Raw genomic sequence first — 17,203 nt, 5'->3', positions numbered from 1 at the left:
GTGAGAATCTCACCGGGCCCGCTTCAGTCCCCCATCACGGCGCCGTCATCATGGCGCCGGCCATGCCCTACAGCGCTACCCCCGGGGCTTCGCCGGAAGGAGGGGCTGCCCCGGAAGGAGGTGCTGCCCAGGACGGAGTGGCTGCCCCGGAAGGGGCAGCTGCGCCGGCAGTACCAGCTCCCCCGTCTTATCCGTCGACAAGGCGAGCGACGAGACATACTGGGGTTCGCCGTCGGGCCCGTCCTGGGCGGAGCGCACCATGTCCGGGCGTTCGAACTCAATCCCGGTCACGTGGCAGAGCAGCTTTGCGTCGCTGGGGTTCCCGTCGGCGTCGAACATCGGCAGGTCAATGCCGTCGTCCGTGCGGCGCAGGTAGTACTTGCCCTTGGTCAGGACCGCCAGAACCGGCGGCAGGACGAGCGCCAGGCCCACTGCGAATATCGGTGAGTACGGCTGGATTCCGGAACCAAAAGCACCGAAGAACACCGCGATGGACACCCCGGCAGAAACCAGCATGGATACAAACCCAACCGGGTTCACGGCGTGCAGCATGCCCCGCCGGAATTCGGGGGTCTTGGGTGAGATCTTCAGCAGGTATTTGTTGATGGCGATGTCCGAGGCCACCGTGACCACCCAGGCCATGGCGCAGTTGGCATAGAAGCCCAGAATCGTGTTGAGGAAGTCGAACATATTGGCTTCCATCAGGACCAGCGCAATCAACAGGTTCACCGCAACGAACACCATGCGACCCGGGTATGTCTTGGTCACGCGGGTGAAGCTGTTGGTCCACGCCAGCGAGCCGGAATAGGCGTTAGTGACGTTGATCTTGATCTGGGAAATAACCACCAGCACCACGGCCAGGCTCATCGCCAGCCACGCCGGCATCATCTCCTCGTAGACGCCCAGGAACTGGTGCACCGGCTCATTCGCCGTGGCCGAGGCCGCCGGATCCAGCTTGGCGATCAGGTAGACGGCGATGAACATGCCCACGATCTGCTTGACCGCACCGAACAGCACCCAGCCCGGCCCGGCGAGAATCACGGCGCGCCACCACGCGCCCTTGTTGTCGGCAGTCTTGGGCGGCATGAACCGCAGGTAGTCGATCTGCTCCGCGATCTGCGCCATCAGCGACAGGCAGACGCCGGCGGCAAGCATGACCGAGGCCAAATTGGTTCCCCCACCACCGGAATTTCCGGTGTAGGCGAAGAAGTCATCGATGCTGCCGGGGTGGGATACCAGCAGATAGCCGACCGGAACCACCATGAGGAGCAGCCACAGCGGCGTAGTCCAGACCTGGAGTTTGGCCAGCGTGTTCATCCCGTAAATGACCAGCGGAATGATGATGACCGTGGACGCCGCGTAACCCAGCCATTGCGGAATTCCCAGCCCCAGCTCGAGGCCCTGCGCCATGATCGAGCCCTCGAGCGCAAAGAAGATAAACGTGAAGGTCGCAAAGATCACGTTTGTCACCACGGATCCGTAATAGCCGAATCCGGAGCCGCGGGTAATCAGGTCCAAATCGATGTTGTACCGGGCTGCGTAATAGGCAAGCGGAAAACCCGTGGCGAAAATAATCACGGCGGCCACCACAATTCCGAGGATCGCATTCACCGTGCCGTAGGCAATCCCGATATTCGCTCCGATCGAAAAATCAGCCAGGTAGGCAATGCCTCCCAGCGCACTCGTCGCCACCACGCCCGCGCTCCACTTGCGGTAGGAACGCGGTGCGAACCTGAGCGTGTAATCCTCCAGGCTTTCCTTCGTGGCGCTCAAGGCGTCCGCGTTACCGGCCGCCTGTTTATCGCCCGCCGGGTTACCGCCCGCCCGTGCCCGCTTGGTTTCCGGCCCAGCGCCGGAACCTTCGACGGCGGCACGTTCGACGGCGGCACCGCCGCCCGGGCTATCCAACAGTTCGCTGTCCTTCAGGTCATTCGTCATTAGGCATCCGCTTTCGTCACCGGTTTGTCCTTGCCGACGCTAGTCACACCGTGCGACAGCACGGTTCCGGCGGTATTACAGCGATGTAAAGTGTCCTACCTGCCCGTCAAACGCTGCCATGCCCCGTGGCGCAACTCCGCACTTATTGGGAAAATCTGTCCATACCCCTATCGTTTTTCTACAAGCTGTAGAAGAATGGAGCACATGATGTTCAACCATGCCGACGGCGATCCCATCCTGGTCCTCGACGAAGAGCAGTGCTGGCAGCTTCTTGAGGGCACCACGCACGGCCGCCTGGTGGTCACCGTGGCGGGCGAGCCGGACATCTTCCCCGTCAACTACGTGACGAGCCGGAGGAAGCTGTACTTCCGCACAGCGCCGGGCAACAAGCTCGCCCAGGTGACCATCAACGACAGGGTCCTGTTCGAGACCGACGGGATCATGTCGGACCAGGCGTGGTCGGTGGTGCTCCGCGGCACGGCCCGCGTCCTGAGCAAGTCAGCGGAGATTGCCGAAGCCGAAGAGCTGGGGCTCGCGTCCTGGGTGCCCACACTGAAGGACTTCTATGTGGAGATCGATCCCGGTTCCGTGAGCGGCCGGCACTTCCAGTTTGGCGAGCAGCCGGAGCGCGCTTTCTAGCAGGGCCGCCGGCCTAGACTGGAAATATGGCGGACCGGCTGACACCTGAGCAGCGCAGCTGGAACATGTCCCGGATCCGGGGCAAGAACACCAAGCCCGAACTGCTGGTGCGCAGCCTCCTGCATGCCAAAGGCTACCGGTACCGCCTGCACGGCGCCTCGCGCGGCATCAAGCTGCCCGGCAACCCGGATCTCGTCTTCGCCGGACGGCGCAAGGTCATCTTCGTCAACGGCTGCTTCTGGCATTTCCACGACTGCAAAGTGGGCCAGCACGCGCCCAAAGCCAACGCCGAATTTTGGGAAACGAAACGCGCCCGCACCCGGGACCGCGATGCCAGCCAGCGCAGGCAGCTGGAAAACGACGGATGGGAGGTACTTACCGTCTGGGAGTGCGAACTCAAGGACATGTCCGCCGTCGAGAAACAGCTGGAGCTGTTCCTCACAGCGGGCTGACCCCGATCAGGCGTGGCTCAGTTCTCAGCCGGAGCCAGCCGGTATCCCACGCCGCGGACAGTCTGCAGCCACCGCGGGTTCTGTGCCGAATCACCGAGTTTCTTGCGCAGGTTGCCCATGTGCACCTCAACAGACCGCTCGTCCGCCTCGCTGATGTAGCTTCCGACGTCGTACGGTTCGTCCCGCAGTCGGCGCACCAGGTCCGCTTTGGTACGGACCATGCGGCCCGCCTCCAGCAGGGCATGGAGCAGGTCGAATTCGGTGCGGGTCAGGCTCAACTCCTGGCCGTCAACCGCCACGGTCCGGGAGTCATAGCTCAGGTCAAGGCCGTTGTGGGTGTACTTACGCCCCTCGTTCGCGGCGGCGGCAGGTGAGCCGCCCTCCTCGGCGAGATCCGGCGTCGAACGCGGACGCCGCATCATGGCCGCAACACGGGCACGCAGCTCACGCGGTCGGAACGGCTTGGTGAGGTAATCGTCGGCGCCCGACTCAAGGCCGATCAGGGTATCCAGCTCTTCCGCACGGGCAGTGAGCATGACGATGTAGGCATCGGAGAACTGGCGGATCTGCCGGGCCACCTCGAAGCCGTCGATGTCCGGCAGTCCGAGGTCGAGCGTGATGACCGCCGGATCCAGTTCCTTGGCGGCCAGAACGCCCTCGGCTCCGCTGCTCGCGGCGCGCACCTCAAAACCGGCCTGCGTCAGAACAACACGAACCAATTCGCGAATATCGTGATCATCCTCGATGACCAGTCCCACGCGTGTATCACCCATCGCAGCCCCCTCAGCCCGCTACATCCCGTCTGCAGTATAGCTCCCGGCGGATATCCTGCTCCTATGCGTTTCTCACGCCCCGTCCAGATGGACCATCGCCCATGAGCAGTATCGCCTGGAAAGGTTCCTCGGGCCGGATCCTGCTTTTCCGGCGCCCCTTCCACGAATACTCCCTGCGGGGCAGGGTAATGCTGAGCCAAATGCCGCTTTCCGTGACGGCAGGAATCACAGCTTTTCTTATTCTGGCGTTCTTCCCTGAAACGCTGCTCAATCCCCTTTTCATCAGTTTTCTGCTGTCACAGGCAGTAATCCTGATCCTTTGCTTGGCCGTGCCGTGGCACCGGTTGCCCTATCCCTCTTTCCTGGTAATACCCCTCCTGGACCTGGTGTCGATCTGCCTGGGCAGGGAAGGCGGCCAGGACAGCCTGACAGGGCTCAGCCTCATGGCCGTATTTCCGGTCATCTGGCTGTGCGCCTCCGGGCTATTCCCCAAGGCCGCAGTGGCGATCTCCTTCTTCGGCCCCTTGGCAATCATCTGGGTGCCACTCTTTCTCCGCGGCGCCGTCTCCGGCCAGGACCTGGCGCGCTCCTTCCTGCTGCCGGTGATGATGCTGGGCATCGGCGTTACCGTGTCCGTCATGACGCTCAGCATGGTCCGGCAGCAACGGGACCTCGAAGAAAAGGACTCCCAGCTCCGCGTTGTCCTGACCGGAAGCAAACGCCAGGAACGGCTACTGAACACGGTTTTGGACACGGTGCATTTGGGCGTCCTCGCCGTGGATGCGGAGGGCCATGACATCCTGATGAACCGCAAGCAGCGCAAGCATCACCAGCTGGCTTCGCCACCGACCATCGAGGATCCCAACGAGTCGCAGCTGCTGGTGTTTGCCGCCGACCGGACCACACTGGTCCCCACCGACCAGCGGCCGGTCCGGCGCGCGGTCCTCGGCGAGGAATTCACCGATTACCTGGTGTGGCTCGGAGCGGGAGCCGAACAGCGCGCGATCTCCACCAGCGCGAGGCCCATGACGGACCAGGACGGGAATTTCGCCGGCTCCGTCATCGTGTTCGGCGACGTCACCGAGCTGGTGAACGCCCTGGCCGCCAAGGACGATTTCGTCTCCAACGTCTCCCACGAATTCCGTACCCCGCTCACGTCGATTCTTGGTTACGTCGAGCTTCTCTTGGACGACGACGACGATCTCACCGACTCCCAGCGTGGCCCCCTGGAAATCATCCGGCGGAACTCGGAGCGGCTGCTCACGCTGGTCTCGGACCTGCTGTCCAGCCGCAACGGCCAGCTGCTCGTCACGCCCGAGGCCGTGAATGTGGCAGAGCTTGTGCGCACCAGCGTCACCGCCGCCCTGCCGCGCGCTGCGGAATCCGGCATCCACCTGCGAGCCGATGCCCCGGACCGCTTGGAGGCCCACATCGACGCCGCGCGTATCTCCCAGGTGCTGGACAACCTCGTCTCCAATGCCATCAAGTACTCGCCCGATGGCGGCGACGTGGTGGTGTCGCTGCGGTCCGAGGGCGGCCACATGGTGTGCAGCGTGAGCGATACAGGCATGGGGATGAGCCAGCAGGACCAGGAGGAGGTCTTTGCCAAGTTCTTCCGGGCCGCAGCCGTCCGCAATTCAACGATTCCCGGCGTCGGGCTGGGGCTGTCCATCAGCAAGGCCATCGTGGAAGCCCACGGGGGCCGCGTCTCACTCCGCAGCGAGGTGGGGAAAGGCACAACGTTCACGTTCGCCGTGCCGGTGCAGAACTGAGTTGCCGGCCTACACCCGGTGGTGCTCGATCAGCCAGCCGGCCAGCCGGCGGGCCCGATGGGCTGCCTCAAGATCCCCCTCCGCCGCGGAGATGATCGAGCCCTTCATCAGGATGTGCCAGGAGCGGGAGAAATCGTCGGTCCGCTGCAGCCCTGCCTCGTCCGCGAGCTGCTTGACGTGACCGCGGATCCTGGCGAGGTAATCAATGCTGGCCCGTCCCAGCGGATGCGAGGCGCCCATCTCCAGCAGCACGTTGATGAAGGAACAGGCCTCAAAGTCGGTGCGGTGGAACCAGTCGGAGAAGACATCGAAGATGGCCAGTAGCTGCTGCTCGGCAGTGTCCGCCCGGCGCCGCGCCTCCCCCATGATGGCGTTGACCGTCCACACTTGGTCGCGCTTCTCCAGGAACGCCAGCACGAGCTCGTCCTTGGAAGCGAAATGGCGGTAGAACGTGGCCTTTGCGACCCCGGAATAGCTGATGAGTTCGTTGATGCCGACGTCCCGGACACCACGGCTGGCGAAAAGGTCATAGGAGGCGTCAACGATCCGTTCGCGCATTCCGGCAGCACCGGATGCCGCAATTTCCTCGCCGCGCAACGGGTTCCCCGGTCTCAGGGGATCACCCGGCGTGGCGGCCGGCTGCGGTCCAGTCTGAAGCCCTCCGGAAGGCACTCTCCCGGCGCTCCACGGCTTGGAGCTGGGTACCTCTGCCATTACAGACAGTCTATCCCAAACTGCGAGACAGACCTGTCTGTCTTGGGATATTGTTCTCACAGGTCAGTGCATATTCTGCTGGCCGAAACCTTGGCCCATGCAGAGGCCTGGATATAGCGGAAGTCGATTATCGAGCGGTCGCCATGACGGACTACATACGGTTGGAAGCGCCCAACTCCCCACACCCTGACCCACGGCAGGGCGGCACGGCCGGCCTTGCAGCGGAGGCGTTGCGGGGACAGGTCTTAGGGGTTATTTCGTCGGTACTCGAGGACACTGACCCGGAATGCGCCGGCGCCAGGAGCCAGCTCCGGCATTTCCTAGTCCACAATGCTGGGTCTCCGGAGAAGGCCCTCCTCGAGCACCTGCTCCACCTGCACGGTTCGGAGCTGTGCGGTTCCGAGCTGGACGGTGATCAGGAGGAGCCGGAGGAGCCGCAGGACTAGCGCCCGAGGCTCGCTTGGCGCACCACTTCTCCCCAGGACTGTTCCGCCAGGTCGGCGACGGCGGCCAGGATCTCCGACGGCGGCCGGGAAAGGTCCAGCGGAAACTCCACGATGTCGATATCCGTGTTCAGGATCCGCCTCAGCTTCACCTCACCCGCCCCGGCGTAGACCAGCCAGGCCGTGGGCACGCGCAAAGCCGTGCAGTAGGCCAGCATCTGGAAGTGGTCCGCCGAAAGCGACGCGCCTTGGTCGGTACCGGCCCGGTACTGCGCGTCGTACACCACCACCGGCCGGCCGCCCAGCAGGTGCACGGCATCGGGGCGGACGGTCAGCCGGTCCGAATCCCGCACTGCCTCGTTCAGCATCGCGTTGTACTGCAGCCTCATCTCGCCGGGGAAGGCCGCCATGGCCCGGCGCAAGGCCGCGCCGACGAAGTCCTCAAAGACCTTGCCCATATCGACGACGAAAGACGCCGTCTGCTGTTTGCCCTCCCCTGCCTCGGCGGAGGCATTGCGCAGGACCACCTCGGAGAGCCGCAAAGCACCGTGGTAGCGGAGGTTCATCCGGCTGGCCCGCCACGGCGGAAGCGGAGCGCCGGTGTGGAGGCGGGTGACGCCGTCGAGCTTTCCCTTCAGCTGCCGCAGGCGGCTCAGCACATCGGGGCGCACTCCCGGGACGCGCGACATGCGGTCCAGCGCGGCACGCAGGATCCGGTTTTCCGGGATGTCCTCGGTGAACTCGTCGTACGACACCTCGAGGGGCACCAGCATCACGGGCCGGCGCGATATCTGGTCGGAAATGCGTATGCGGCCCTTGACCGTCCGGAGCGAATCGTCGACAGTGACGTAGCCCTGCAGGACGCCGCGCTGCAGTGCCCGTTCGGCGAGCTGCACCAGTGACGCCGCCAGGGCGCTCCACAGCTCGGCATCTTCGTCGGCCGCCACGGTGTCGTCGCGGAAGCCCTGGTCCCCGGCGTAGCTCAGCAGGAAAAGCAGCCGGCTCAGCCCGAGCCGGTCCTTGGGCCGCACGTCCAGTTGCACCAGCGGAGTGCGCACCGACCCCACCATGCCAACGGGTTCGATCCGAAAGAGTCCCATGCCCATCGGCGTCGCCTTGGCCAGGCCGCTGGAGTTCAGGAAGGCGGCGCTGTCCGGGTCGAGCTTCTCCACAGTGCCGCCGGAGAGCTCGTCCAGAACGATGTGCCGCCGCGCCGGCGCGGAGCCCGCCGGGCGGCGCGCGGAGCCGGACGCCACAGCGGCGCCGGGTGCCTTAGCGGTCCCCGCGGCCGCAGTCGAGCCCGCGGGGCTAGCGAGCCGCAAGGCGTCCCAGCAGCTGGTCCAGCCCGAAGCGTTCTTCCAGCTGGGCCCGGTTCAGCTGCCCGTGGTAGTGCTCTTCCAGCAGCGGCATGAGCTCGTACTTCCAGATCCGGCGCAGGCCGGCGGGGGTCTGGGCGGCCTTCTTCATGAAGTAGGACGGCCCGATCATGAGGTCGCGGTCCCACTCGTCGATGGCCTGGTTGAGCGCATCCAGCAACAACGCGGGCGTGGTGTCCAAGCGCCGCGCCTCCAGGAATCTCAGCAGCGACCCCCTCACCGGCTCGGTCTGGGGGTGCAGCTCGATGAACGCGAAACGGCGGCGGATGGCGGCGTCCATCATCGCGATGGATCGGTCCGCGGTGTTCATGGTGCCGATGATGTACAGGTTGTCCGGGAGCGTAAACGGCTCGTTGGGGCTGTACTGAAGGTAGATCCGGTCATCGCGGTATTCCAGCAGGAAATACAGCTCACCGAACACCTTGGCGAGGTTGGCGCGGTTCATCTCGTCGATGATCAGGAAGTACGGCTTGGACTCGTTGCCCGGTTTCGCTGCCTCCTCCGCCAGCCGGCGCAGCGGCCCGGCGACGAGCTTGAAGGAGACCTGCCCCTCGTCCGTCTTGTCCGGCCGGTACCCCTCGAAGAAGTCCTCGTAGGCATAGGACGGGTGGAACTGGACGAGCTTCACCCGCTCGTCGGTGCTGTCCTGCGCAAGTTCCGCCGCGAGGTGCTTGGCGAGGTAGGTCTTGCCGGTTCCCGGCGGGCCGTACAGCACCAGCTGCCGGTTCTCTTCGAGCAAGTCGGCGATCTCCTGCAGCGGCTCCACCTCCATGTGGAGGGAATCCGCGAACTCCTGCGTCACCGGGCGGAAGCCGCCCAGCACGGGCAGGGCGACGGTGGACGGCGACGTGTCGGCGTCGGGTTCGGTCTCCGCCTCGGCGGGCAGCAGCGCCTGCAGCGCCTGCACCACCCGTGTGACGTCGACGACGATGCCCGGGGTGGCCAGCTGGCGCTGGATGTGCCGCGGCAGGTCGGTCACGGCGTGGGCCTCGTCGAACCAGCGCACCTTGCGGCGCATCCGCCGGCTGTCTCCGTTGTGGTCGGGCTCGCCCAGCACGACGCCGATCCGAACGGCTCCGGCGTTCTGGTACAGCGCGAGGTCCCCCGGCTTCATGACGGTCAGGAAGGCGAAGACGGCGGTCTTGGTGTCCTCCCGCTCCACGTAGCCGAGGTGCTTGTAGTCCTCATCGACGGCGTGCTGGACCAGCCCGGCGGTAACGCCGGCGTCGAGCAGGCGGAGGTGTTCGACGTCGAGCGTCACCTTCTCCTCTGCCTGCCAGGCTGCCAGGAGTTCGGCGTTATCGCGGTGGGTGCGCAGCAGCCAGGCACGGCGGCCCGGGTCCCCGACCTTCCGCCACTGGCTCACCAGCTGCCGGGCGTACCAGTCGATGCGCTGGCCGGCCTGCTCATCGAGGTGCAGGCGGATGCGGCGGATGTCAGCGGTGATTTCAACCTCGCTGTCCCCCTTCGCCCCGCCAACCAGGGAGGCGAAGGCGTCCCTGATCTCCTGCCGTTCGATGTCCGCCACCACAGGCTCGAAGTAGCTGGGCCAGGCAAGGTATTCGATGCTGCGGCGGATGGCCGGCTGGTCATCGGGCGTTCCCGCCGCGAGCAGGTGGAAAGCCAGCGGATCCTTCAGTGCCTTGCCGATTTCCGCCGTGGACTGCCGGTCGACATGCTGAACGAACCGGCAGAGCCATTTCAGGTGGTCCCAGATGGTCCAGTTGAACTCGGCGGTCCGGTCGCGGATGACGCCATGGTCGGTCATGCCCTGGTACAGCTCCTCCGGGAGCTCCAGCGGCGGCTCCAGCCAGGACGCCGCCTCGGCGACGCGGGCGCGCTTGACCTTGAGCGACTTCACCTCGTGCGCCAGCGGCAGGGACTGCAGGAAGAGGAGCTCCACGGCCAGTTGTTTCGCCGAAGGGGACGCGTCCGCCAGGTTGTGCCGCAGGTTGGTCATCATGGGCGCCTTGACGTCCGCGACTCCCCGGTCAAGCCGTTCCAGCAGTTCCGCCGCGGCCTCCGCCGTCCATGTCTGCGTGCGGCCGTCCAGCGCCGACGGTCTGCCCTGCAGCCCGGCGCCGAGCACGAACCACGCCGCGTCCTCGATCTCCTTGGAGATTCCGAGGGCGCGGGGCATGGCAGGCTTTGGGGCGGGGGTCATGCGTTCAAATTTACAGGGTTAACCTGAACGCCAGCACCATGGCCGGCCCGAAAGCTACCTCCGGGTAACAGCTGGCAGCCCCTTCCGGCCGAAGGCAAAATAGCAGCCCGGGCCGATGAAGTTGACCAGGGTGGCCAGCCGCCAGAACATCTTGGAGCCGCGGATCTGCTCGGCGGGGCGGCGCGAAAGGTCCCGCTGGGCCGCGGTGAGGAAAGCGAGCTGCGCGGCTCCGATCACGATGGTGCCGATCCGGGCAGCGGGCGGAAGTTCCTTCCAGGACTTGTTTTTCTTCCAGTCCGCTTTTTTCGTTTTCAGGTTCCTGGTTCCCACGGTCAATGCTCCTTGCGCTCTTGGAAGGGCTCCAGCAGCTGCTTCTGCTCCGGAGTCAGCCGCAGTACCCTTCCGGTGGCTTCATCGACGAAGGCCAAATGGCTTGAGGCCTTCACACAATCGTCGCCAGTTACGGGGTCCTGCACAAGGTAGTGAATGTCGAAGCTCGCACCCTTGACGGCGCCGACCCACACCTGGACGGCCGCCGGAACGTTGCGGTATTCGAGGGTCTTCACATACCGGATGCGGTGGTCCACCACCAGCGCCATCGTCCCTTGGGGAACGTCGTTGAACAGCGACACGTGGGGGTCGATCCCGGGGAGCCCGGCACCGGCGGGCGGGCCGAAGGCGGCGATGCGCGCCTCCTCCAGCATGCGGACGATCTCCACGTTGTTGATGTGCCCGTAGGCGTCCATGTCCCCCCAGCGCATGGGCACGAGTACCTCAATGCGCCGGGGGGCGGGCTGGCCTCCGGGGTTCGCGCCGGTCAGCTGTGCACCGCCGTCGAATCGTCCACGGGCGTTTCCTCCGCATCCGCGCCGGCGAACTGCGACATGTACAGCCGGTAGTAGGCGCCTTCTGCGGCAAGGAGGGTCTGGTGGTTGCCCTGCTCCACGATCTTGCCGTTCTCCATGACCAGGATGGTGTCGGCGTCGCGGATCGTCGACAGGCGGTGCGCGATGACGAAGCTGGTCCTGTCCGTGCGCAGCGCAGCCATGGCCTTCTGCACCAGGAGTTCGGTGCGGGTGTCCACCGAGCTGGTGGCCTCGTCCAGGATGAGCAGCGACGGGTTGGCCACGAAGGCGCGGGCGATGGTGATGAGCTGCTTTTCACCGGCGCTGACGTTGTTGCCCTCTTCGTCGATGACGGTGTCGTACCCGTCGGGCAGCGCCCGGACGAAGCGGTCCACGAACGTGGCCTTGGCCGCCGCCATCACCTGGTCTTCGGTGGCGTCCAGCTTGCCGTACCGGATGTTGTCGTAGATGGTGCCGCCGAAGAGCCAGGCGTCCTGCAGCACCATGCCCACCTTGGAGCGCAGCTCGGCCCGGCTCAGCTGGGTGACGTCCACGCCGTCGAGCGTGATGGAACCGGAGTTGAGCTCGTAGAAGCGCATGACCAGGTTCACCAGCGTGGTCTTGCCCGCGCCGGTGGGTCCGACGATGGCCACGGTGTGCCCCGGCTCCGCGGTGAAGGACAGGTTTTCGATCAGCGGCTTGTCCGGTGTGTAGCTGAACGTGACGTCCTGGAACTCCACGTGGCCGTCGGTCTTGGCGGGCAGGTGCTGCGTGGCGGTCTCTGCGTCCTGCTCATCCGCGTCCAGGAACTCGAACACGCGCTCGGCGGATGCCACGCCGGACTGCAGCATGTTGGCCATGCCTGCCATCTGGCCCAGAGGCTGGGTGAACTCGCGCGAGTACTGGATGAATGCGGTGGCGTCGCCCAGGCTCATGCTGCCCGAGGCTACCCGGAGGCCGCCCACCACCGCGATGCCGACGTAGCTGAGGTAGGAGACGAACTGCATCACGGGGAAGATGATGCCGGACACGAACTGCGCGCCGAAGCTGGCCTTGTACAGGGCCTCGTTGCGTTCCTCGAAGCGTTCCAGCATGTCGGCGTCGCGGCCGAAAACCCGCACCAGGTCATGCCCGGAGAAGGACTCCTCGATCTGGCCGTTCAGCTCACCGGTGTTCTTCCACTGCGCTGCGAACAGCTTCTGGCTGCGTGCGCCGATCATGCCGGCGGCCACGCCGGACAACGGCAGGGCGATCAGGGCGATCAGGGCCAGCTGCCACGAGACGATGAACATCATGATGACAATGCCGAGGACCGTGAGCACCGAGCTGATCAGCTGGGCGAAGGCCTGCTGCAGCGCCTGCTGGACGTTGTCGACGTCGTTCGTCACCCGGGAGAGCACGTCGCCGCGCTGGCGGGTGTCGAAGTAGTTCAGCGGAAGCCGGTTGAGCTTCTTTTCGGTGTCGTCGCGGAGCTGGCGGATCACCTTCATGACGATCCTGTTGAGGACGTAGCCCTGGAGCCACAGGAAGATGTTGGCCACGAAGTACATCAGCAGCACGGCCGAAATCAGGACGGTCAGCTTCTGGAAGTCGATGCCGGTTCCGGGCACCAGCTCCATCCGGGAGACCATGTCCGCGAAGTTGTTCTGGCCCTGGGCCCGCAACCCCTCGACGAATTGGTCTTTGCTGACGCCGGAGGGCAACTGTTTGCCCACCACGCCGCCGAAGATGACGTCCATGGCCTGGCCCAGCACCTTGGGCGCAATGACGTTGAGGACCACGGAGACGATCACCATGCCGACGACGACGTAGATGCCGGCGGCTTCCGGTTTCAGCAGGCCCATGAGCCGCTTGGCGGACGGCCAGAAATGCTGGGCCTTCTTGGCGGGCATCGCACCGAACATGCCGCCGTCGGCCTCGCCCGGCTTGTATTCCTCCTCGACGAAGTCGTCGTCCTCGAGGACGGCGGCTTCGTTTGCTGCCTGAGCACGCACGGAGCTCTCAGCGGGGTTCTGGCTGGTGCCTTTCTTGTCGGCGCTCATGCCACTTCCTCCACGCTCAGCTGGGACTCAACAATTTCCTGGTAGGTGGGCGACGTTTCGAGGAGCTCCTCATGCGTTCCGCGGTCCACGATCCTGCCGTTGTCCAGCACCAGGATCTGGTCCGCTTCCGTGATGGTGGAGATGCGCTGCGCGACGATGATGACGGTGGCGTCTGAGGTGGTGCGTTTGAGCGCCGCACGCAGCCGGGCGTCGGTGGCGACGTCCAGCGCCGAGAAGGAGTCGTCGAACAGGTAGACCTTGGGCCTGGTGACCAGGGCGCGGGCGATGCACAGCCGCTGGCGCTGGCCGCCGGAGACGTTGGTGCCGCCCTGGGCGATGCGGGACGCGAGCCCGTTTTTCTTGTCCTTCACGAAACCGTCACCCTGGGCCACATGCAGCGCGTCCCAGAGTTCGTCGTCGGTAGCCTCCGGCTTTCCGAAGCGGAGGTTGTGCTCAATGGTTCCGGAGAACAGGTAGGGCCGCTGCGGAACCAGGGCAATGCGCCTGGTGATTTCCGCCCGGTCCAGTTGGCTGACGGGAACGCCGTCGAGGAGCACTTCGCCGTCGGCCACGTCGTAGAGGCGCGGCAGCAGCGACAGCAGGGACGTCTTGCCGGCACCGGTGGAGCCGATGATGGCCACGGTCTCCCCCGGCCTGGCGGTGAAGCTGATGTTGCTCAGGACCGGGGCTTCGGCTCCGGGGTAGGCGAACGTGACGTTGCGGTACTCCACGACGCCCTCCAGCTGTCCCGGGGTGACCGGCCGCTCGGGGTCATGGATGGACGGTTCGACGTCGAGCACCTCGCCGATGCGGTCCGCGCAGACGGACGCGCGCGGAATCATCATGGCCATGAAGGTGCCCATCATCACCGCGATGAGGATCTGGAGCAGGTACTGCAGGAACGCCGTCAGGGAGCCCACCTGCATATCGCCGGAGTCCACCCGCTGGCCGCCGAACCAGAGCACGGCGGCGGTGGACAGGTGCAGGATCATGCCGATGGCAGGAAACATCAGGACGAACAGCGCGCCGATCTTCAGCGACACGTCCGTCAGTTCCTTGTTGGCCTGGCCGAAGCGCTCCGTTTCGTACGGTTCCCGCACAAAGGCGCGGACCACCCGGATGCCGATGATCTGCTCGCGCAGGACCTCGTTGATGCGGTCGATCTTCGTCTGCATGGAGCGGAACAGCGGCATGAGGCGCACCACGATGTATCCGACCACCACGATGAGGATGGGGACCGAGACCCAGACCAGCCAGGACAGGCTGATGTCCTCGCGCAGGGCCATGATGATGCCGCCGATGCACATGATCGGCGTGGACACCATGAAGTTCAGGCCCATCAGCACCAGCATCTGGACCTGCTGGACGTCGTTCGTGCCGCGGGTGATCAAGGTGGGCGCACCGAACGCGTTGACGTCCTTGGCCGAGAAGCTGGTCACCTTGCGGAAAACGCCGCGGCGGAGGTCGCGGCCCACCGCCATGGCAGTCTTCGATCCGAAGTAGACGCCGGCAATGGCGGTGCCCACCTGGAGGAAGGCCACGAGGAGCATGACGGCCCCCGTGCGCCAGATGAAGTCGGTGTCGCCGCGGGAGACGCCCTCGTCAATGATCTGGGCGTTGAGGCTGGGCAGGTAGAGCGCCGCAATGGTGGATGCCAGCTGGAAGGCGATGACAGCCAGGATGTACGGCAAGTACGGTCTGGAGTAACGCCGTATAAGGGTGACGAGCATGCTCACGGATCCTTCGGGAGAGCGCGAATGAGTTAAGAGAAGACGGGTCTGACAGCCCAAGCCATCCAACTCTACGAAATCTGTTGCCCATGCGAAACGTCGCGGGCGAAGATCATCCCAACGGACGACGCCGGCCCACCCAAGCCCGAGCGCGAACGGACATTTAAGCCCCAAGCCAATCGCCGGCGTCGTACACGCTCCCCGCTCAACTGGAGTTTTTGTACAGATACTGGCCTCTGGCCGGGGGTTTTGCGGCCATTATCTGTGCAAAAACTCCAGTCGCGGTACGGCTATTCGCCGCGGTGCTTGCCGTGCGAGGCGATGTAGTGTGCGGCGGCGCTCTGGAGCTTCCGTTCCTTGGCCAGCTGCCGGCTCAGTGCCTTCAGTTCCGCGCTCACCCGGGCCTGCTCCTGCGCGATGATCCGCTGCTGCTCGGCCTGCCGGGCGACGGCGTTCAGTGCCGTGGCCAGCTGAAGCTGCTGTTCCGCGAGTAGCCCCTGCGTTTCCTGGATGATCGGCACCAGGTCAGCGGGCTTGTTGTGCATCTCAGCCAGCATGGTCCGGGCCCGCGCCGGCGGTTCGTTCATCGGCAGGACGGGTTCCGCCGGCCGCTGCCTGCCGAGGTAGGCGCCCTTCGCGTCGTCGGCCAGTTGGCGGGTCAGCACTTCGGCGAACTCACGCTCGAGGTCGTCGTCGGAATACTCACCGCCGTTTGTAGGCTCAGCGGCGGGCAGTCCGGAGGCAGGTGCGGAGTCGGGAGCAGCATCCGGCCGGATATCAACGGTCCGGCGCAGCGGCTGTTCCTTGATCAGGAGCACGGCGATGAGGGCAACAACCGCGATGGCGCCGGCAATCAGGAAGATCTCTGCGGTGGCATCGCCGTAGGCCGCCCGCATGATGTCCCGGACCGGGGCGGGCATATCGGCCAGGTCCAGGCTGGCACCGGACGCGCCGGAGCCTGCCTGGATGCCGGCGTCGGCCAGCCCCTGGGTGGCCAGTTCCTTGACCCGGTTGCTCATGACCGCTCCCAGCACGGACACGCCGATGGCGCCGCCCACGGAGCGGAAGAACGCCACAGAAGCACTGGCCGTGCCGATGTCGCTGGCGCTGACAGTGTTCTGCACGGCCAGGACGAGGTTCTGCATAAGCATGCCGAGCCCGAGGCCCAGGATCGCCGTGAAGACGCCGGACTGCCACAGTTCCGTCGTGTGGTCCATGGTGCCGGCGAGGCCCAGCCCGCCGATCAGCAGGACCGACCCGGCGATCAGGTAGCGCTTCCACTTGCCGGTGCGGCTGATCAGCTGGCCGGAAAACACGGAGCCGACCAGGTTGCCGGCGATCATGGGCAGGGTCAAAAGGCCCGCCTCGGTGGGGGTCGCCCCGCGTGCCACCTGGAAATACTGGCCCAGGAAGGTCGAGGACCCGAACATCGCCACGCCCACGGCGACGGAGGCCCAGATGGCAAGGGCGGTGGTGCGCTCAGAGATGATCTTCAGCGGAATGATGGGCTGCGAAACCTTGGATTCCACCACGACGAGCAGCGCCAGCAGCACGACGCCGCCGCCCACCATGAGTGCCGACTGCCAGGACCACCAGTCATAGTAGTCGGGGTTGCCGGCGAACGACACCCAGATGAGGAGGAGGCTGACGCCGGTGGTGAGGAGGATGGAGCCGAGCCAGTCGATCTTTGCAGGACGCTTGACGTGCTGGATCTTGAGGGTGATCTGCAGCAGGATGAGGGCGACGACGGCGAGCGGCACGCAGACGAAGAACGTCCAGCGCCAGCCCAGCGGGCTGTCCACGATGAAACCGCCAAGCAGCGGCCCGCCGGCCGTGCCGACGGCCATGACCGCGCCCATGTAGCCGGAGTACTTTCCGCGGTCGCGCGGCGGGATCATGGAGCCGATGATCGCCTGGGCCAGGGCAGTCAGGCCGCCCATGGCGATGCCCTGGACAACGCGGGCCGTCAGCAGCAGCGGGATGGTCTGGGACAGGCCGGCCATTACCGATCCGGCCACGAAGATCACGATGCTCAGCTGGACCAGGACCTTCTTGTCGAACAGGTCAGCGAGCTTGCCCCAGATCGGGGTGGTGGCCGCGTTGGCCAGCAGTGCTGCGGTGATGACCCACGCGAAGTCCGTCTGCGTGCCCTTGAGCTCGGACATGATGGTGGGCAGGGCGTTGGCCACGATGGTGCTGCTGAGGATCGCGGTGAAGAAGGCAGCCAGGAGCCCGGTCAGGGCCTCCATGATCTGCCGGTGTGTCATGGGAGCCTGGGCCTGGTGGGCCGAAGGGCGTGACGTGGCCGTCACGGG

Annotated in this window: 14 protein-coding genes; 4 read left to right on the top strand and 10 right to left on the bottom strand. The window is 65.3% G+C overall.

Annotated features, from left to right (window positions below):
* Nucleotides 1–75: 75 nt before the first annotated feature.
* Entirely contained in the window at nucleotides 76–1,938 is a 1,863-nt protein-coding gene (locus tag ABRP34_RS19070) for a hypothetical protein (RefSeq protein ID WP_353711350.1), read from the bottom strand.
* Between the two features lie 204 nt (nucleotides 1,939–2,142).
* Between ABRP34_RS19070 and ABRP34_RS19065 the strand changes: the two genes are divergently transcribed.
* Both ABRP34_RS19065 and ABRP34_RS19060 read left to right on the top strand, forming a co-directional pair.
* Complete coding sequence (locus ABRP34_RS19065; RefSeq protein ID WP_353711349.1) at nucleotides 2,143–2,577, top strand: pyridoxamine 5'-phosphate oxidase family protein; 435 nt, start codon at nucleotides 2,143–2,145, stop codon at nucleotides 2,575–2,577.
* A 26-nt stretch (nucleotides 2,578–2,603) separates the two neighbouring features.
* Nucleotides 2,604–3,029, top strand: coding sequence for a very short patch repair endonuclease (locus ABRP34_RS19060; RefSeq protein ID WP_003804540.1), 426 nt, complete (start codon nucleotides 2,604–2,606; stop codon nucleotides 3,027–3,029).
* Between the two features lie 17 nt (nucleotides 3,030–3,046).
* Here ABRP34_RS19060 and ABRP34_RS19055 read toward each other — a convergent pair whose 3' ends face one another.
* Entirely contained in the window at nucleotides 3,047–3,802 is a 756-nt protein-coding gene (locus tag ABRP34_RS19055; protein ID WP_003804541.1) for a response regulator transcription factor, read from the bottom strand.
* 101 nt (nucleotides 3,803–3,903) lie between these two features.
* On the opposite strand from ABRP34_RS19055, the gene ABRP34_RS19050 reads away from it, so the two are divergent.
* Nucleotides 3,904–5,574 carry an ATP-binding protein gene (locus ABRP34_RS19050; protein WP_353711348.1) on the top strand — a complete coding sequence of 557 codons (1,671 nt, stop codon included), beginning with the start codon at nucleotides 3,904–3,906 and terminating at the stop codon, nucleotides 5,572–5,574.
* 9 nt (nucleotides 5,575–5,583) lie between these two features.
* On the opposite strand, the gene ABRP34_RS19045 is transcribed toward ABRP34_RS19050, so the two are convergent.
* On the bottom strand, nucleotides 5,584–6,132 hold the full coding sequence (locus tag ABRP34_RS19045) for a helix-turn-helix domain-containing protein (RefSeq protein WP_353713410.1): 549 nt from the start codon (nucleotides 6,130–6,132) through the stop codon (nucleotides 5,584–5,586).
* Between the two features lie 299 nt (nucleotides 6,133–6,431).
* On the opposite strand from ABRP34_RS19045, the gene ABRP34_RS19040 reads away from it, so the two are divergent.
* Nucleotides 6,432–6,734, top strand: a complete 303-nt coding sequence (locus ABRP34_RS19040; RefSeq protein ID WP_353711347.1) for a hypothetical protein — start codon at nucleotides 6,432–6,434, stop codon at nucleotides 6,732–6,734.
* Here the strand turns inward: ABRP34_RS19040 and ABRP34_RS19035 are convergent.
* The 7 genes from ABRP34_RS19035 to ABRP34_RS19005 all read right to left on the bottom strand — a co-directional run bounded on the left by ABRP34_RS19035 (nucleotide 6,731) and on the right by ABRP34_RS19005 (nucleotide 17,155).
* A complete protein-coding gene (locus ABRP34_RS19035; protein WP_353711346.1) occupies nucleotides 6,731–7,987 on the bottom strand; it encodes a restriction endonuclease in 1,257 nt (418 codons plus the stop codon). The genes ABRP34_RS19040 and ABRP34_RS19035 overlap by 4 nt on opposite strands.
* Before the next feature lie 52 nt (nucleotides 7,988–8,039).
* On the bottom strand, nucleotides 8,040–10,271 hold the full coding sequence (locus ABRP34_RS19030; protein WP_353711345.1) for an AAA family ATPase: 2,232 nt from the start codon (nucleotides 10,269–10,271) through the stop codon (nucleotides 8,040–8,042).
* Between the two features lie 54 nt (nucleotides 10,272–10,325).
* Nucleotides 10,326–10,601: a hypothetical protein gene (locus ABRP34_RS19025; protein ID WP_245531554.1), complete on the bottom strand. Its 276-nt coding sequence runs from the start codon at nucleotides 10,599–10,601 to the stop codon at nucleotides 10,326–10,328.
* Between the two features lie 2 nt (nucleotides 10,602–10,603).
* Nucleotides 10,604–11,032, bottom strand: a complete 429-nt coding sequence (locus ABRP34_RS19020) for a thioesterase family protein (RefSeq protein ID WP_043419468.1) — start codon at nucleotides 11,030–11,032, stop codon at nucleotides 10,604–10,606.
* A gap of 56 nt (nucleotides 11,033–11,088) precedes the next feature.
* Complete coding sequence (locus ABRP34_RS19015) at nucleotides 11,089–13,158, bottom strand: ABC transporter ATP-binding protein (protein WP_353711344.1); 2,070 nt, start codon at nucleotides 13,156–13,158, stop codon at nucleotides 11,089–11,091.
* Nucleotides 13,155–14,888 carry an ABC transporter ATP-binding protein gene (locus ABRP34_RS19010; protein WP_353711343.1) on the bottom strand — a complete coding sequence of 578 codons (1,734 nt, stop codon included), beginning with the start codon at nucleotides 14,886–14,888 and terminating at the stop codon, nucleotides 13,155–13,157. Before ABRP34_RS19010 ends, ABRP34_RS19015 begins: the two co-directional genes overlap by 4 nt.
* Nucleotides 14,889–15,178: 290 nt before the next feature.
* The gene (locus ABRP34_RS19005; protein WP_353713409.1) at nucleotides 15,179–17,155 is read right to left on the bottom strand and encodes an MDR family MFS transporter; all 1,977 of its coding nucleotides are present in this window, start codon (nucleotides 17,153–17,155) and stop codon (nucleotides 15,179–15,181) included.
* Nucleotides 17,156–17,203 lie beyond the last annotated feature (48 nt).

Origin of the sequence: Arthrobacter sp. K5, assembly GCF_040448525.1 — a bacterium.
Lineage (GTDB): Bacteria > Actinomycetota > Actinomycetes > Actinomycetales > Micrococcaceae > Arthrobacter > Arthrobacter globiformis.
This window is presented reverse-complemented; position numbering and strand designations above follow the sequence as displayed.

Coding starts and splice junctions, on each gene's coding strand:
- ABRP34_RS19070 (WP_353711350.1), bottom strand. CDS start 1,938: ATGACGAATGACCTGAAGGACAGCGAACTGTTGGATAGCCCGGGCGGC.
- ABRP34_RS19065 (WP_353711349.1), top strand. CDS start 2,143: ATGATGTTCAACCATGCCGACGGCGATCCCATCCTGGTCCTCGACGAA.
- ABRP34_RS19060 (WP_003804540.1), top strand. CDS start 2,604: ATGGCGGACCGGCTGACACCTGAGCAGCGCAGCTGGAACATGTCCCGG.
- ABRP34_RS19055 (WP_003804541.1), bottom strand. CDS start 3,802: ATGGGTGATACACGCGTGGGACTGGTCATCGAGGATGATCACGATATT.
- ABRP34_RS19050 (WP_353711348.1), top strand. CDS start 3,904: ATGAGCAGTATCGCCTGGAAAGGTTCCTCGGGCCGGATCCTGCTTTTC.
- ABRP34_RS19045 (WP_353713410.1), bottom strand. CDS start 6,132: ATGCGCGAACGGATCGTTGACGCCTCCTATGACCTTTTCGCCAGCCGT.
- ABRP34_RS19040 (WP_353711347.1), top strand. CDS start 6,432: ATGACGGACTACATACGGTTGGAAGCGCCCAACTCCCCACACCCTGAC.
- ABRP34_RS19030 (WP_353711345.1), bottom strand. CDS start 10,271: ATGACCCCCGCCCCAAAGCCTGCCATGCCCCGCGCCCTCGGAATCTCC.
- ABRP34_RS19020 (WP_043419468.1), bottom strand. CDS start 11,032: ATGCGCTGGGGGGACATGGACGCCTACGGGCACATCAACAACGTGGAG.
- ABRP34_RS19015 (WP_353711344.1), bottom strand. CDS start 13,158: ATGAGCGCCGACAAGAAAGGCACCAGCCAGAACCCCGCTGAGAGCTCC.
- ABRP34_RS19010 (WP_353711343.1), bottom strand. CDS start 14,888: ATGCTCGTCACCCTTATACGGCGTTACTCCAGACCGTACTTGCCGTAC.
- ABRP34_RS19005 (WP_353713409.1), bottom strand. CDS start 17,155: ATGACACACCGGCAGATCATGGAGGCCCTGACCGGGCTCCTGGCTGCC.